The following is a 16,362-nucleotide window of genomic DNA, read 5'->3' on the forward strand; positions in this document are numbered from 1 at the left end:
AAATGATGCTGATTGTGATTGAAGGTCTGGATGCCAGCGGAAAGGAAACACAGACCAATCTATTATATAAAAATTTGAAAACGGTGCATGATAATGTTAGAAAAGTTTCGTTTCCCGACTACAAAAGTGATTCTTCCGCTTTGGTCAAGATGTATTTAAACGGTGACTTCGGCAAAAGCGCAGATGATGTGAGTCCTTATATCGCTTCCACCTTTTTTGCGGCGGATCGCTATGCCAGCTTCAAAAAGGACTGGGAGAAAGATTACCGGGATGGCTGTATCATTTTGGCGGATCGTTATGTGACGGCAAACATGCTGCATCAGGCTTCCAAACTGGAGAAACCAGAGGAAAAGGAAGTCTTTTTAAACTGGCTTGCCGATTTTGAATACCGTCTGTATGGACTCCCTCAACCGGATCTGGCCTTTTTTCTAAACGTTCCTCCCGGAGTCAGCCGGAAACTGATGGAAAGCCGTTCCAACAAATTTACCAAGCAGGAAGAAAAGGATATCCATGAAAAGGACAGCCGCTATCTGGAAAAAACATATCAAAATGCGCTTTTTGTGATCCAGCGTTATCCGTTTATTGAAATAGACTGCGTCACAGAGGATAACCAAATGCGGACAATCGAAGAAATCCAACAGGAAATTCTGACGCATGTGAACCGTAAATTAAAAGAGGTGTAATCATTTTGGAATTCAAAAAAATAACATTGGATGACAGGGAACTTTTCCTAAATTATTATAAATCGAATCCGCAGTATGCATCCTACAAAAGCTTTGCCAATCTGTTTATCTGGCGGAATTTTGAGGATATCCGCTATGGGCTTGTAGACGGGCACATTGTCATCACCGGAGAGCTTACCCCCGGAAACCATACCTATTTCTTGCTCCCCCAAACGGAGAAAGCGGGAATGCAAGCTGTGACGGAACACCTTTTTCAGGAATATGGAAAGAAATTTCGCCTCTCCTGCCTGACAAAAGAGCAAAAAGAATTGCTGGAAGAGCTCTATCCTGAAAAATTTGATTTTTCCTATGACCGGAATTCCGACAACTACTATTATTCTACCGAAGCGCTCGCCACCCTTGCCGGAAAAAAGCTTCATGGAAAACGGAATCATATCAATAAATTTAAATCCCTTTATCAGTGGGAATACATTCATCTTGACCATGAGGCGGCAATGGAATGTGTCGATATTGCCAAGGACTGGTGCAAACAAAAGAATTGTGAAAAAGACGCTGTTCTGCGCAATGAAGTCAAAGGCTGTATTGAAGCGTTAAATCATATGGAGGAATTGAATCTGAAAGGCGGAGCAATCCGTGTGGACGGCACCATTGTCGCTTTCAGTCTTGGGGAGCGTCTAAACGAGGAAACCGCGTTGATCCATATTGAGAAGGCGAATACCGATTATCAGGGCGCCTACACCATAATTAACAACGAATTTGTAAAAAATGAATGGGCGGACACCAAATATATCAATCGGGAAGAGGATATGGGGATTGAAGGATTGCGAAAGGCGAAGCTGAGTTACCGTCCGGAATTTCTTTTGGAAATGTTTCACGCAAAACCGCTTTAGGAGGTAATTATGCAGATTATACATCCGAATTTGGATGATACCGCCGAATTAAAAGCTTTATGGAAGAATATTTTTCAGGATACCGATTTCTACATCGATCTATTTTTCCAAAAAAAATATGTACCAGAAAACACCTTTCTGGTGAAAATAGATGGATGTATCGCCTCCATGCTGTACTTCTTCCCTGCCGATTTTTATTTTTGTGAATGCTCTGTTCCCGCGGCTTACATCTGCGGTGTAGCGACCAGACCGGAATACCGAGGGCAGGGGTACTCCCGAGAAATCCTATTCAAAGCAATTGATGCAATCCGGCAAAGGGGTTATAAAGCCGCTTTTCTGATACCAGCGTCGGAATCCCTGTTTGCATTCTATCAAAAAAACGGCGGCTTTCAGCCCTATTTTTATCTAAAAAAACGTGAGATGGAAAGGAACAACACACCTACGGAAAAACAAAAAGAATTTCCTTTTTCCGCAAAAAAGTTCTCTGAATTTTATGCTAAGCTCAACCAGGACAACCAGTTTTACTGTGAAAAGAAGGAAAAGGATTTTGAAGAACTTTTTGCCTTCTATCAGCCCGAGGGATGTCAATTTCACCTATTTGAGGAAGGTTATCTGATTTTTTATATAGAAAAACAAATCTTGTATGTCATGGAATCTTTTTTTGAATCGGAGGATACACTCGAAAAGGCGATACAGTTTTATATGGCGGAAAACAACTGCAAAAAAGCGTTTTTGACTGTTCCGGCCTGCGGTGAAAAAGCCACCCCTTACGCTTCCCTTCTGATTCTGGACAATCATTTTAAAAAAATTTTCAATACAGAAAAAAATTATGTGAATCTGATGTTAAATTGAGGAGGAATTCATTTATGCTATATCTGTTTTTGGCTGACGGCTTTGAGGAAACGGAGGCGATTGCCTGTCTTGATGTGATCCGCCGCGCCGAGATAGCCGTTCAAACCGTCAGCATAGATAAACCGCTGGTAAAAGGCTCTCATGGGATTTCTGTCAAAGCGGATATTTCAATGGATGAAATCACCACCGAGCATTTGGAAGGTATCATCCTGCCCGGCGGAATGCCCGGAACGCTGAATCTGGAAAAGGACGAACGGCTTTCCGCCTTGATCGAATACTGCTGTCAAAACAATCTTTTGATTGCCGCTATCTGCGCCGCACCGAGTATTCTTGGAAAACGCGGACTTTTGAAGGGAGAAAAGGCTGTTTGCTTCCCCGGATTTGAAGACTTTCTGGAAGGAGCCGATGTCTTGAAGGAAAAATGTGTGGAATCAGGGCAGTTTGTCACTGCGAAAGCTATGGGAGCCGCTATTGACTTCGGGATCGCCATTGTTGCACGATTAAAATCGCCGGATTTGGCAGAGCATATCAAAAGGAGCATCTGTCATGGATAAAAAAGAACTGCGCAAACATATGCTTCAAAAAAGAAACCGTCTGGAAGAAAATTATCGGAAGAATGCCAATGCTGCAATCACGAAAGCATTTCTTTGCTCTTCCGTCTATCAGGCATGTAAAAATATATTTATCTACATATCCTACAGCTCAGAGGTAGATACAAACGAAATCATCACAAGAGCTATCTCTGATGGAAAAACTGTGCTGGTTCCCCTCACCGATCAGGTGGAAAAGAGAATGGACGCCGTTCAGATTACGGATTTCAATACCCAGCTTTGTCAAAGATGCTGCGGGATTCTGGAGCCCAATTTTGCCTCAAAAAAACCTTATCCTCCGGAAAAAATTGATTTAATCGTGGTTCCCGGGGTAGCATTTAACCGCAAAGGATATCGCGTCGGCTACGGAGGCGGTTATTATGATAAATATCTGTCTCAATCACTGAACGCAGTAACCATTGGTTTTGCTTACGAGCAGAGCCTGATTGACGAAATTCCGTCGGAAGGCCATGATCAAAAAGTGGATATCATTCTGACAGAAAGCGGGGAACATCACGTATCATGAGTATCACGGCACTGCTTGTACTGATCAGTTTTTTACAGCTGGCAATCCGTTTCCTGCTGGATTTACTGTTTCCAACCCTTTTTGAGGTGAATGGCTTTTTGTTTTTTTACCTGGCCTTCTCTACCCTTCTCAGCATCGCGCTTCCCACATTTCTCTATATGAAGAATGAGGATAAACCCTATTTCTGTAACGTATACAAGGATGTCAGGCCGGATCGCCTGCTTCTGCTGACGGTGCTTTTGGGAGTTGTGTGCCAGTTCGCCGGAATGGCGTTGAATCTGCCTGTGATAAGCGCTGTCACCAAATGGATCGGACCTATTTCAAACAGAGTCCCGGAAATTACAACACCGGGAGGGCTTCTTCTCGGCATAGTGGTGATGGGGCTAATCCCAGGTGTCTGTGAAGAGATTCTCTTTCGCGGTGTTATTTTTAATGCATTTCGTGAATACGGCACAAAATGTTCGGTTGTTTTTTCCGCGCTGATGTTTGCCATGCTCCATATGGATGTGACAAATTTTGTGGGTCCTTTTGTTATGGGGATTGTGTTTGGTGTGATGGCTGCAAAAACAAATCGGCTTATCTATCCCATGATCGCCCATTTTTTCGTCAACACAACAGCGACCGTATTAACCTATGCGACCCAGTTTGATGTCTTTAATGACTTTTATAACGATTTTATCCTCTTCATTATGCTTGCATCTTTGATCGCAATCTTTCCTTTGACTTCCCTGTTTGTAAAATGGAGTGAGAAAAGGGAACTTCAATACTATGTGGATTACAAAGAAAAAGTGACGGAAATCAATGACGGACGGAACAGCATCCGTATTATTGAACACGATATTAAGGAGAACAATTTTAAACTTGCACTGCAGGCGCTTTTTGCAAAGCCTTCCTTTTACCTGCTGATTGCACTGTTTATTATTGTTGGAGGGAGTATCTTTTATGCTTAAAAAAATCATAATCGGAATCGTCTTTGTCGCAGTCTTAGTGCTGGGTTATTCCATTCTGGAAATCAACACCGTATTCAGTGCAAAAAGCGATGTGCAGATTACAGTGGCTCAAGGTGATAATCTGAATACCATCATCAGCGATTTAAAGGAGCAGAAGGTTATCACAAACAAATTCTTATTTAAGCTTTACAGCAAATTCCACGGCAGTATCGAAACCATCCGCCCCGGAATCATTTCGATCCCCAAAGGAGCGGATTACAAAGAGATTTTTGGATTGATCTCAAAACCGGATTCTGATGAAGTTGCCGTCACGATTCCGGAAGGGTTTGAACTGCGTGAAATTGCGGACAAACTGGAAAAAGAAGGACTGATTGATAAAAACAAATTCTATGACACTGTAAAGAATCATTCTTTCGACTACGAATTTTTGAAGGGGATTCCGTTCGGAGACAATCGGCTGGAGGGTTTTCTGTTTCCCGATACCTATACCTTTTCCAAAACGCTGGATAATGAGACCACAATTCTTGAAAAAATGCTGAAGCGATTTGAACAGATTTACAGCAAGAGTATGACAGAAAAAGCCAATCAGCTCTCTATGACGGATTATGAAGTGATTACCCTTGCTTCCGTCATTGAGCGGGAAGCAAGGACAACAGACGATTTTTATCTGGTTTCCAGTGTGTTTCACAATCGATTAAAACGCACCGACAGTCTGAAATATCTGCAGTCCTGCGCAACCGTGCAATATATCTTAAAAGAGCGAAAAAGTGTGCTCAGCGAGAAGGACACAAAGATCGACTCCCCCTACAACACTTACCGCTATCCCGGTCTGCCTGCCGGTCCGATCTGTTCCCCGGGAAAAGCAGCAATCGACGCCGCTTTAAATCCGAAGCAAACCGATTATCTCTATTTTCTCAATGACAGCGACGGAAAGCTGCACTTTTCCACAACCTATGCGGAGCATCAAAAATTAATGGAACAGTACGGGCTGAAATAGTATGCTGGAAGAGAATATCAATTATCAATATATCACAGAATTTATCAATCAGAATACGCCGGATACCACCCCCTTTCTCGCTGAATTGGAGATCTATGCAAAAGAAAATTTCATCCCCATTATCAACAGGGAGACGCGGCGTTTTCTTGAAATGCTATTAAAATTAAAGCAGCCGAAAAGAATTCTGGAAATCGGCACGGCGATCGGCTATTCTTCCCTTGTCTTTGAGGAAGCCACCGGCGCATTGGTCGACACCATTGAAATCGATGACAAAGCGGCCGGACTTGCGCTGAAAAACATTCAAAAGGCCGAAAAAAGTGAAAAGATAACCGTTTATCACGGAGATGCACTGACGGTTCTGAAGGTTCTCAAACAGGAGAGCTACGATGCCGTCTTTATTGACGCTGCAAAGGGAAAATATCCTGAATTTTTCAGGCTGTGCTTTCCCCTCCTGAAACAGGGCGGCCTGTTGATCTGTGACAATATCCTATATAAAGGAATGGTGGCAAACGAAGCACTGATTCCCCGCAAAAAAAGGGCGCTTGTCCATAAACTGCAGCGTTTTATCGCTTATCTGATGCGCCATACCAATCTTACTTCCTCCATCGTCCCCATCGGCGATGGACTTATCGTATCAATCAAAAGGAGTGCAACATGTTGAGTAAAAAACCGGAATTGCTGGCCCCTGCCGGTGATCTGACAAAACTGAAAACGGCAATTGACTATGGTGCGGATGCCGTCTACATCGGCGGAAAAGCGTTCTCTCTTCGCACCGCTTCCGACAATTTTTCCAGAGAAGAAATGGAGGAAGGGATTCGCTATGCCCACGCCAAGGGGAAAAAGTGTTATGCAGCTCTTAATATCATTGCACACAATGACGACTTAAAAGAGCTGGAGAGCTATTTAAAAGAGCTGCAAGACTGCGGCATTGACGCAGTGATCGTTGCGGACATGGGAATCTTTGATATTGTCCGCAAAAAAGCGTCTTCTCTCCCTGTCCATATCTCGACGCAGGCAAGCAATACGAACTACGCTTCCGTTTCTTTTTTTAAAGAGCTGGGCGCCAAGCGGATTGTTCTGGCAAGAGAACTTTCTTTCCGTGAAATTCACGAGATAACCCAAAAAGTGCCGGATGTGGAGATAGAGGCTTTTGTGCACGGCGCAATGTGCGTTTCTTACTCCGGACGCTGTCTGCTTTCCAACTATATGGCGGGAAGGGATTCCAACAAGGGAGACTGCGCGCAGCCCTGCCGCTGGAAATACAGTCTGGTAGAGGAAAAACGTCCCGGCGAATACATGCCGGTCTATGAGGATGACCGAGGCACCTTTCTCTTCAACTCCAAGGATCTGTGCATGATTGAATACATCGGCGAGCTGGTCAAAGCAGGAGTCACCTCCTTTAAAATTGAAGGGCGCGTAAAAAGCGAATATTATGTGGCAACGGTTGTGAAGGCATACCGGGACGCCATCGACGAATATTTCGAGGGAAAACCGTTTGATCCCCGGCACATAGAAGAGCTGAGGAAAATCAGCCATCGCCAGTATACCTCCGGCTTTTATTTTGACAAACCGAAGGATACTGCACAGGTCTATGCAACCAGTTCCTATATACGCGATTATGAATTAATTGGAACGTCGATAGCGTACGACGATGAAAAGAAAGAACTGACGCTGGAACAGCGGAACCGTTTCTTTCTGGGCGATGAAGTCGAGATTCTGATGCCCGGCGAGCCGTTCTACTGCATGAAAATAACCGATATGAAAAACGAATGGAACGAAACCATTGAGGTTGCTCCCCATCCTCAGATGAAAGTAAAAATCCCCTGTGATAAGAAAATTTATCCAGGTTCCTTTATCCGAAAAAAGAAACCGCTTGTTTAGGAGGCTGTCATGTCCTATTTTTATCTCAGTTTGATCCTATCCTTTTTCTTTCTTTTCTTTTGCTGGTATACCTACCGCAAAGAAAGAAAGCTTTCCGCTGCGAATAAAATGTCTTATATGGCTATTATCATAGGTGCAGGCCTTTGCATTCGCTTTGTGTTTGGATTTTCCAGCAAGGGTTATGGAACGGATATGTCCTGTTTTGCCAGCTGGTCCTATCATATATTTGAAAACGGATTTCGGGAATTTTATGATTCCATCAGCTTTTGTGATTATCCCCCGGGATATCTGTACATTTTATACATACTGGGATTTCTGACAAGAATCTTTGATCTGTCTTATCAGTCGGCCGGTGCAAATTTTCTGTTGAAGCTGCCTGCTGTTTTGTGTGATATTGGATTAATTGTCATGGCATGCCGCTTTGCAAAACGGGAAAAAGCAAGCGGTATACTTCTTGCCCTGCTGCTTGCATTTTCCCCGGCTCTCATCATGACTTCCGCGGTCTGGGGACAGGTGGACTCGGTTTTATGTGTTCTCCTTCTTCTCTGTTTTTTATACGGAACAAAGGGAAAGCTGGAATGGTCGGCCCTGTTCTTTACGCTGGCAGCACTGGTAAAACCACAGGCTTTTCTGTTCACCCCGCTTGTCATGATTCTTTTCGCATACCATGACAAGGTAATGTTCGGATTCTGCAAAAAGAAGCTTTCCAAAGTATCTACTGTTTTCTGGAATTATCTGATTACGCTTCTTTTCAGCGGTTCCATTTTTTACATCTTATCCGTCCCCTTCTTTGGTTTTAACTGTTTGCCGGGACTGATCGAAAAATACTACAGCACCCTCTCCTCCTACGCGTATGCGTCGGTGAATGCTCTGAATTTAAACTTTCTTTCCGGCGGCAACTGGGCGGAACTGAACACGCCTTTTCTGTTTTTAACCTATGGAACATGGAGCACTCTGCTGCTTACGGCAATTGTGATCGTTTCCGTGTGGCTTTTCATAAGAACCAAAGAAAAAAAAGCCGTCTTTCTAACCTCCGGAATATTCCTGCTCTCGGTTTACACACTGACGGCTAAAATGCATGAGCGCTATTTCTTTTTCTGTGTTCTGCTTTTTGCCTTTGCTTACGCGGTTCACAAAAGAAAAGAACTTTTTATTTTATTCAGCGGAATCTCGGTTACCTATTTTCTGAATTTGGTGCTGGCCTACATTGATCAGGTAAATCATATTCCGAAAGACAGCGGCTGGGGCATGATTCTCTCAGCTGTACACATCGCCTTTTTGGTTTTGTCCTATTTGACATACTTCCGGATTTATCCGCTTAGAAAGAGGGATTCTATGAAAAAGACGACTCCTTTTTTAAAGGAAAAGAAAACCAAGAAAATTCAAAAAATCGATTACATCATCATGGCTGTCATCACTCTGATATACGGTGTTTTGGCATTTGTCAATCTCGGAGATACCGCTTCTCCTCAGACAAGCATCGCCCTTAAGCAGGGAGATATCGTCACTTTCACCCTTTCGCCGGGGAATTATGATGCAATGATGGTATTTGAGGGAATGGATCTTGGAGATATTGTCATTCATGGTTCCACAGACGGAGTGAACTATGAAAAAATAAGCGACTTTGAAAAGAGAAGTGTTTTTTCCTGGAAACGATTTGAACTGGAACAGGACTATCAGAAAATACGGCTGACAGTCGAGAAAACGGACAATGCTTTCATTGAGCTTTTGGAAACCGGTTTTCTGGATGCCGGGACAAGAAAGCCCGTGATGCCCTTATCCGTTACGGTAAACGGCAGAAGCGTTACGGAACTCAGTGATGAGCAGAATCTGGTTCCCTCCTATCCCACTTGTCAGAACGGCACCTATTTTGATGAAATATACCATGCGCGTACTGCGTATGAATTTAATCATGACTTGACCATCTATGAGAACACCCATCCCCAGCTTGGAAAGCTTATCATGGCGCTGGGGGTAAAGCTTTTCGGAATGACTCCCTTTGGATACCGCTGTATGGGGACTCTTCTCGGCGTTTTGATGCTTCCCATCCTCTATCTCTTCATCAAACGGATGTTTCGAAGCACGTTTCTTTCTACCGTGGGAACCCTGCTGTTCGCAGTGGATTTTATGCACTTTACACAGACAAGAATTGCGACAATCGACGTATTTATCGTATTCTTCATTCTGTTGATGTATTACTTTATGTACCGGTTCTATGAACAGTCGAAGGAAGCGGTCAATCTAAAAAAATATGTATTATACCTGTTTCTGAGCGGATTGATGTTCGCCCTTGGAATCTCCTCAAAATGGACAGGCGCATACGCGGGAGTCGGCCTTGCCCTTATTTATGCCATTTCTATTTATAATATTTGGAAACAGGCAAAGGCAGAAAACAAAAATTTCGGGAAAATTCTTGCTGTTCTGCTCAGCTGCGGCGTCGGCTTCTTTGTACTGATCCCTGCAGCGGTTTACTTTATTGTTTATATCCCTTATTTTATATGTATGAAGGATCCCATTAATCTGGACAGTTTCATGCGGATTAACACCCATATGTTCAATTATCATTCCAAACTAAATGATACCCATCCTTTTGCTTCCAAGTGGTATGAATGGATTCTGGATCTCAAACCAATTTGGTATTACCAGAGCCTGAATCCCTATGCGGAGGGCATCAAAGGCACCATTGCGGCTTTTGGCAATCCTCTTGTTTGGATTGGAGGATTCGCCGCAGTTCTGTATATGCTGAAGGATACGATAAACAAGAAAAACGGGATTGGGCTGTTTCTCTTTATCGCATATATCGTGCAAATTCTTCCCTGGATTCCAGTGGCAGAGGCAAGAACAACTTTTATTTACCACTACTTCCCCGCGGTTCCCTTTTTGATAATGGGAATCTGCTATGTCTTTGACATCTATCTGAAGAGATATAAAAACGCCAAAGGAAGTGTGATTGCCATATGCGCTTTCACCGCAACCGCTGTTTTGCTGTTTTTTGTCTACTATCCGGTTCTATCCGGTCTGGAATGTAGTACAGGGTATATCAATGCTCTGAAAATTTTACCAACTTGGATCTTTTAACAGACAGATGAATTTTTTGTGACTTTTTTCAAAAAACTATCGAATTTTATGACGGAAAGTTGTATAATAAAACTACAAAGAAAGAGGTTCTGGACATGCCAAAGATATCGGTGATCATTCCGGTTTTTAACGAAACTGAAGTGATTGATGTTACTTATAAGCGAATGAAATCCGTCATGGACGGAATCGAAATGGAATACGAACTGATTTTTGTCAATGACGGCAGCCGGGATGATACCGAGCATAAAATTGCCGGCTATGCAAAAAAAGACAGAACGGTAAAGCTGCTTAGCTTTTCCCGGAATTTTGGACACCAATGTGCTATCTCAGCCGGAATGGATTATGCCTCGGGTGATGCGGTTGTTGTCATTGATGCAGATCTTCAGGATCCTCCGGAACTGATCCCAGAAATGATCAAAAAATGGCAGGAAGGCTATGAAGTTGTCTACGGAAAGCGTCTGAAACGCAAGGGAGAAACCCTCTTTAAAAAAGCAACTGCAAAGTTGTTTTACCGCACGTTAAAGCATTTGACCAGCGTTGACATTCCGGTTGATACAGGGGATTTTCGGCTGATTGATCGAAAGGTCTGTGATGTTTTCAGACGCTTACAGGAGAAAAATCGTTTTATCCGCGGGCTGGTCAGTTGGATCGGCTTTCGGCAGACTTATGTGGAATATGTGCGGGAGGAGCGTCTGGCAGGTGAAACCAAGTATCCGCTGAAAAAAATGATGCGGTTTGCCATGGATGGAATTCTTTCTTTCAGTTATATTCCGCTGAAAATTGCAAGTTTCCTCGGATTTCTGATATCCGGTCTCAGCTTTCTCTATCTGATTTTTGTATTGATTCAGAAGCTGTTTTATCCGGCGGGACTGGTGCCCGGCTGGACATCCATTGTTGCAGTTCTGTTGATATTTAATGGAATTATCCTGATTCTCTTGGGTGTAATCGGCGAATATATCGGAAGAATTTACGATGAGGTCAGAAACCGTCCTCTTTACATTATTGATAAGAAGGTAAATTTGGATGATGAAGGAGTGGAGTAAATTTATCAAATTCGGATTGGTTGGAATTCTGAACACCGCAATTGATTTTCTTGTGTTTAACCTGTTTTTGTTTTTCGGCTGTCCGCCAACTGCATCAAAGGCATTCTCCTATACCGCGGGGATGGTCAACAGTTTCTTTTTCAACAAAAACTGGACCTTCCAGGTGAAGGGAAACGGAAGAAAACAATTTATTGCCTTTCTTCTGCTGAATTTGGCAACGCTGGCTGTCAGCGTTGGACTGATGAAAGGGTTCACACCCTTTCTTGCGAGAGTGGATTTTTTAACCGACTATCCCCTTTTATCCAACAATCTTGCAAATTTGATTGTTATTGCTATTACTATGATTTTGAATTTTATCGGTTCAAAAGCCTTTGTTTTTTATCATAAATAAGTTTAAGGAGTGTCATTCTTGCGTACAATAAACAGTGACGAAATCACAGCAGCAATCAAGGAAATGTGTATCCGGGCAAATATTCATCTGCCCTGTGATGTGATGAACCGTTTGAAGCAGACTGCTCAGACGGAAATCAATCCGTTGGGACAGGATACTTTGCAAAAGCTGGCGGAAAACGCGCAGTATGCCGAAACCGCCGAAATGCCTATCTGCCAGGATACCGGGATGGCTGTTATATTTGCAGAGATCGGTCAGGAGGTACATATTCTCGGAAATCTGGAAGAAGCGATTCATGAAGGTGTGCGTCAAGGATATACGAAAGGCTATCTCAGAAAATCGGTAGTCAGTGATCCTTTAAACCGTATCAATACCAACGATAATACACCCGCAGTCATCCACTATCAGATAACGCAGGGAGATAAGATAAAGCTAACGGTGGCACCGAAAGGCTTTGGAAGCGAGAATATGAGCGCTCTTAAAATGCTGAAACCCGCTGACGGCAAAGAAGGCGTTATTGATTTTGTGATAGATACCGCAAAAAATGCCGGTTCCAATCCATGCCCGCCAATTGTGGTCGGCGTGGGGATTGGCGGAGATTTTGAACTCTGTGCGAAGCTGGCCAAGCAAGCCCTGCTGCTTCCGCTTGACCACAAGCCTGAAAATGAATATTATTACAATATGCAATGTGAAATTCTGGAACGGATCAACCAACTCGGTATCGGTCCCCAGGGTTTTGGCGGCAACACAACTGCCCTTGGAGTGAACATCCTGAACTACCCGACTCATATAGCGGGTCTGCCTGTTGCAGTTAACATCAGCTGCCATGTCACAAGACATATTGAAAGAATAATATAATAAACTAAAGGAGTGGACTGTATGAACACACGTATCATTGAGAGAAAATTTAAGGCAACAGACAGAATGAAGGAAAAGATCGAAGCGAAACTGTCTAAGTTTGATAAGATCTTTGACAACGGGGCAAATGCCGATGTTGTTTTAACCGACTTAAAAGGCAGCAACATCTGTGAAATTACGGTGTATGCAGGTGACACGATTTTCCGGGTGGAGGAAGCGACTGAAAATATGTATGCTTCCTTTGACGAGTGTATTGATAATTTGAAAAAACAGATCCGTAAATATAAAACCAGGCTGGAAAATAAATTTAAAAATTCCGGACTGTATTTTGAAGAAGATGATGCGGATGAGGAAGAGGAGGAATCCGCTTTTCAGATCATCCGCAGCAAAACCGTTTCTGTAAAACCCATGTTTGTGGAGGAAGCCATTTTACAAATGAATCTCTTGGGCCATCAGTTCTTTGTTTTTACCAACGCGGAAACAAATGATGTCAATATTGTTTATAAAAGAAAGAACAGCGGATACGGTTTAATTGAAACAAGATAGTACAAAATTACGGCACAGAACAAAAATGTTCTGTGCCGTTCTTCTTTTTTCCCTATTAACACAAAATATTCGCGTCGATTCGTTTTCTTTTATTGCAGCAGCGCAATCGTCTTATCAAAATATGCTTTGTCCACCTGCAATTTCTCATTTGCCGTGATTAGAATATATCCCCGGTCATCCCAGTGAACGGTTTTCGAGATCGCTTCAACAGCAGCCCGAAGCGGGATATAGGTTCTGTCATAAAGAAGCATTGCGGGAACGTCCAGCTGGCTTTCAACGCCATTTTTTGTCATTTTATCACTGCCGATGAAGAACTCCACGTAATTGACACCCTGATCCTTTTTCAGTTTTACCTTTTGCTCTGTTTCAAACCAAACGACTTCGAAGCCAAAGGTTTCGCTAATAAAACGAAGCGGCACTAAGGTTCTGCCATCCTGTTCAATCGGCGTTATTTCACAGTTTTCATCAATCACTTCGGTGCCGCATAGATAATTATAAGCTTTATTGTTATTCAGTTCCAGAAGAACAATTTCATCCTTTTTTTCGATCTCCATGGAAAGCTCATTCACCGCATAATCCGGATCGCCTGACAGGATCTTTGATTGGATCCATTCTGGAAGAAATTGCATTGGAGAGGTGTAAGCCTTGGATACCACCTCATAATCAGCGCCAATGTTTTCTTTCGGAAAATACAGTCCGTTTTCCTTCTTTTCCAGTTCCATTTCCCTTTGAAGAATCCCGGCAGTTTGATATGCCGTGTTTCCTGTGACAATATTGTTGCTGTAGGTGACTTTTGTTGTTTTTGGATCATCCAGAGAAAAAGCCTGGTAGGTTTCATAATTGTTAAACAGATAATTGTCGGTCACGTTTCCTTCCGGCGGATAAATCCGCGGAAATTCCGCGTCTGTTCGGTAGCTGAAGGTACCGACTGATATACCGGTGCCGCAGTTGATAAGAGTATTATGTTCCACCTTTGCATTCTTCACAAGCTCATAGGCCGCCGGATTGGGATCCGTGCCGTTGGTAAGAGCAATCGCATAGGAGGACGGGGTAATATTATAGAAATAATTATTTTTTACAGTATGATCCTCGTCCATAATTCCCACCCCAGTGACACCGCTGTAATCATTCTTTCCGCCGGCAAAAATGTTTCCTTCCACCAAGCAGCGCTTGCCGATTCTCAGGCTTAAGCCTCCCTTTGAGTCAAAAAAGGTATTATTGATAAAACGATTGTCATTGGATTTGTTTGAGATGATCTCATTTTCTCCGGAGCAGTTATCAAAGAAATTATTCTGCACAACCGAAAAACAGTTTGCCGAGGTATCCGTAGTGTTACAAAGGCGAACCGTTTCGCATCCGTTTTTTATTCCCTGTTCGTAATAGCCGAAATAATTGTTATCAATCAGGTTATGCTGTTCTTCATTAAGAGAGCGCATCACTTCCAAAAGCTGACCCTGTGTATTTTTCCCTCTGAAAAAGCAGTGATCCACACGGTTATAGGTTCCATAGATCTGAATCCATTTGGTGACATCTTCCTTATTGGGTTTATTCCAATTTACCATTGCGGTGTTTGTCAGCCGGCAGCCGATAGAAAGGGGCGCAAAAATAATTGCCTTGTTCTTATCGCCGCCCTCAAACAACAAGCCATCCACCGTGACATATTCTCCGCCTATAATCATTCGGGAAGATCCGGTGATTTTGACGCCACCCGGCGTTTGGGCTTTTAACGTAATCGGTTTATCCGCTGTCCCTTTTCCGCGGAATATCATGCTAACGTTACGATATGTTCCGTTTTTCAAGGTAATTACATCTCCCGGTTTCGCCGACTGCACCGCCGCTTCCGCCCTATCCATCTCTTTCTGTCCTTCGGACAGTATGGATTCTTGCTGCGGATGATAGAAAGAGAAAGATTTTATGAAAACCTTTGCCTCCTCACCGGTTTCATTGATAGCATCTATCCGGATCCGTTTGATCTTGTCACCCGGCATCAGCGGTGCTGACCCAAGACGGTACTGAATATCCTCCAAAACCGCTTCGCCGTCATACCATTTTCCGCTTTCCGGCTCCTTGCCCATATAACCGGTCTGACACAGAGAGGAATTCTCACCATAAACACGCATGGAAACATATTTCAAGGTTCCCTTGCTTTCCACTTTAAACGAATAGCGCAGGAGCATATTCAGATCCTCTACCACAACCGGCTCATTAAAATTGATTACAAAACCGATATTCTCTGAGGATACGGCTTCAATCAGTCCATTATTCACCATCACTTCGCCCGTTTTTCTGCTCAGTGAAAAAGCCGCTTCATCTTCCGCTGAAATTTCAGCGATTAACCCGCCGTCCATTTCTACAGCCAATCCGTTTACCGGTACCACACTAAGAAAAAGAACCATACTCAACAGCATCGCCAGATATTTTTTCATTTTTCCTGTCTTCCTTTCTTCTTTCTTTCCCTTTTATTATAACTTTTTTCATACAGTCTGTATTTAGACAATTTTGAAAATAATTTGCACAAAATTGATGTGATGGAATCAATCGTTCCCAATTTATTGTCTATTTTTGATATCTATCTGCCAATTGCGACCACAATTTATACAATTTTGACCAAATGTAAAAATTATATTGCAAACAGCATCTCCTATTATATAATAAAAGAAATAATAAAAGAAAAACGAGAGGTTACGCACAATGAAAACAATCAAGGAAACGATGCTCCAAACGATGGTAAAAATTTATGGCAAGGTATCCGCCCAGCAAAAAGAAAATGGAAAATCACTGTTCGGTGACGGCACATTTGTCATTTACGGACAGTGCACCGGCGTTTACTATGCCGCCCTGTATACGAAAAACAATCCCCTCAATCCCTATTATCATGACAAAACCGTTCTCCAAAAAGCAATCAAAAGCTGGGATTACTATCTGACGCTGCTCAATGAGGAAGGACAGACGCATATTATCACGTATAATTAAACCATCTCGAAAGGGGTGGTTTTAATTATATCTCCTTTCTTAAAGTTTTTGATTATATTTGCAGGAGTAGCTACCTGCGATATAATAAAGACAAGCACTGTGGA

General features: G+C 42.9%; 16 protein-coding genes. 15 read left to right on the plus strand and 1 reads right to left on the minus strand.

The window, feature by feature from the left end; translation table 11 throughout:
* Positions 1–2 precede the first annotated feature (2 nt).
* From KQI32_RS08710 to hpf, 14 genes are all read left to right on the plus strand, one after another.
* Positions 3–683 carry a deoxynucleoside kinase gene (locus KQI32_RS08710; RefSeq protein WP_216424722.1) on the plus strand — a complete coding sequence of 227 codons (681 nt, stop codon included), beginning with the start codon at positions 3–5 and terminating at the stop codon, positions 681–683.
* A 5-nt stretch (positions 684–688) separates the two neighbouring features.
* Positions 689–1,573: a DUF2156 domain-containing protein gene (locus KQI32_RS08715; protein ID WP_216424723.1), complete on the plus strand. Its 885-nt coding sequence runs from the start codon at positions 689–691 to the stop codon at positions 1,571–1,573.
* A gap of 9 nt (positions 1,574–1,582) precedes the next feature.
* Entirely contained in the window at positions 1,583–2,425 is an 843-nt protein-coding gene (locus KQI32_RS08720) for a GNAT family N-acetyltransferase (protein WP_177690580.1), read from the plus strand.
* A gap of 14 nt (positions 2,426–2,439) precedes the next feature.
* Positions 2,440–2,979, plus strand: a complete 540-nt coding sequence (locus tag KQI32_RS08725) for a DJ-1 family glyoxalase III (protein WP_177690578.1) — start codon at positions 2,440–2,442, stop codon at positions 2,977–2,979.
* Positions 2,972–3,541: a 5-formyltetrahydrofolate cyclo-ligase gene (locus tag KQI32_RS08730; RefSeq protein WP_216424724.1), complete on the plus strand. Its 570-nt coding sequence runs from the start codon at positions 2,972–2,974 to the stop codon at positions 3,539–3,541. The genes KQI32_RS08725 and KQI32_RS08730 overlap by 8 nt, the downstream gene beginning before the upstream one ends.
* Positions 3,538–4,491, plus strand: a complete 954-nt coding sequence (locus KQI32_RS08735; protein WP_216424725.1) for a type II CAAX prenyl endopeptidase Rce1 family protein — start codon at positions 3,538–3,540, stop codon at positions 4,489–4,491. The genes KQI32_RS08730 and KQI32_RS08735 overlap by 4 nt, the downstream gene beginning before the upstream one ends.
* Positions 4,484–5,488, plus strand: coding sequence for an endolytic transglycosylase MltG (gene mltG / locus KQI32_RS08740; RefSeq protein ID WP_216424726.1), 1,005 nt, complete (start codon positions 4,484–4,486; stop codon positions 5,486–5,488). The genes KQI32_RS08735 and mltG overlap by 8 nt, the downstream gene beginning before the upstream one ends.
* Position 5,489: 1 nt before the next feature.
* Positions 5,490–6,149, plus strand: a complete 660-nt coding sequence (locus KQI32_RS08745; protein WP_216424727.1) for an O-methyltransferase — start codon at positions 5,490–5,492, stop codon at positions 6,147–6,149.
* Entirely contained in the window at positions 6,143–7,369 is a 1,227-nt protein-coding gene (locus tag KQI32_RS08750) for a U32 family peptidase (protein WP_216424728.1), read from the plus strand. Before KQI32_RS08745 ends, KQI32_RS08750 begins: the two co-directional genes overlap by 7 nt.
* Before the next feature lie 9 nt (positions 7,370–7,378).
* The gene (locus tag KQI32_RS08755; RefSeq protein ID WP_216424729.1) at positions 7,379–10,447 is read left to right on the plus strand and encodes a phospholipid carrier-dependent glycosyltransferase; all 3,069 of its coding nucleotides are present in this window, start codon (positions 7,379–7,381) and stop codon (positions 10,445–10,447) included.
* Positions 10,448–10,542: 95 nt separating this feature from the next.
* Entirely contained in the window at positions 10,543–11,490 is a 948-nt protein-coding gene (locus KQI32_RS08760; RefSeq protein ID WP_177690563.1) for a glycosyltransferase family 2 protein, read from the plus strand.
* On the plus strand, positions 11,471–11,881 hold the full coding sequence (locus KQI32_RS08765) for a GtrA family protein (RefSeq protein ID WP_216424730.1): 411 nt from the start codon (positions 11,471–11,473) through the stop codon (positions 11,879–11,881). The genes KQI32_RS08760 and KQI32_RS08765 overlap by 20 nt, the downstream gene beginning before the upstream one ends.
* An 18-nt stretch (positions 11,882–11,899) precedes the next feature.
* Positions 11,900–12,739, plus strand: a complete 840-nt coding sequence (locus KQI32_RS08770; RefSeq protein WP_216424731.1) for a fumarate hydratase — start codon at positions 11,900–11,902, stop codon at positions 12,737–12,739.
* A 21-nt stretch (positions 12,740–12,760) separates the two neighbouring features.
* A complete protein-coding gene (gene hpf / locus KQI32_RS08775) occupies positions 12,761–13,285 on the plus strand; it encodes a ribosome hibernation-promoting factor, HPF/YfiA family (RefSeq protein ID WP_216424732.1) in 525 nt (174 codons plus the stop codon).
* A gap of 89 nt (positions 13,286–13,374) precedes the next feature.
* Here hpf and KQI32_RS08780 read toward each other — a convergent pair whose 3' ends face one another.
* Entirely contained in the window at positions 13,375–15,711 is a 2,337-nt protein-coding gene (locus KQI32_RS08780; protein ID WP_216424733.1) for a chondroitinase-B domain-containing protein, read from the minus strand.
* Between the two features lie 265 nt (positions 15,712–15,976).
* On the opposite strand from KQI32_RS08780, the gene KQI32_RS08785 reads away from it, so the two are divergent.
* A complete protein-coding gene (locus tag KQI32_RS08785; protein ID WP_216424734.1) occupies positions 15,977–16,258 on the plus strand; it encodes a hypothetical protein in 282 nt (93 codons plus the stop codon).
* The last annotated feature ends 104 nt before the right edge of the window (positions 16,259–16,362 follow it).

This window comes from Acetivibrio sp. MSJd-27 (assembly GCF_018918095.1).
In the GTDB taxonomy this organism is placed as follows: Bacteria; Bacillota; Clostridia; order UMGS1840; family HGM11507; genus HGM11507.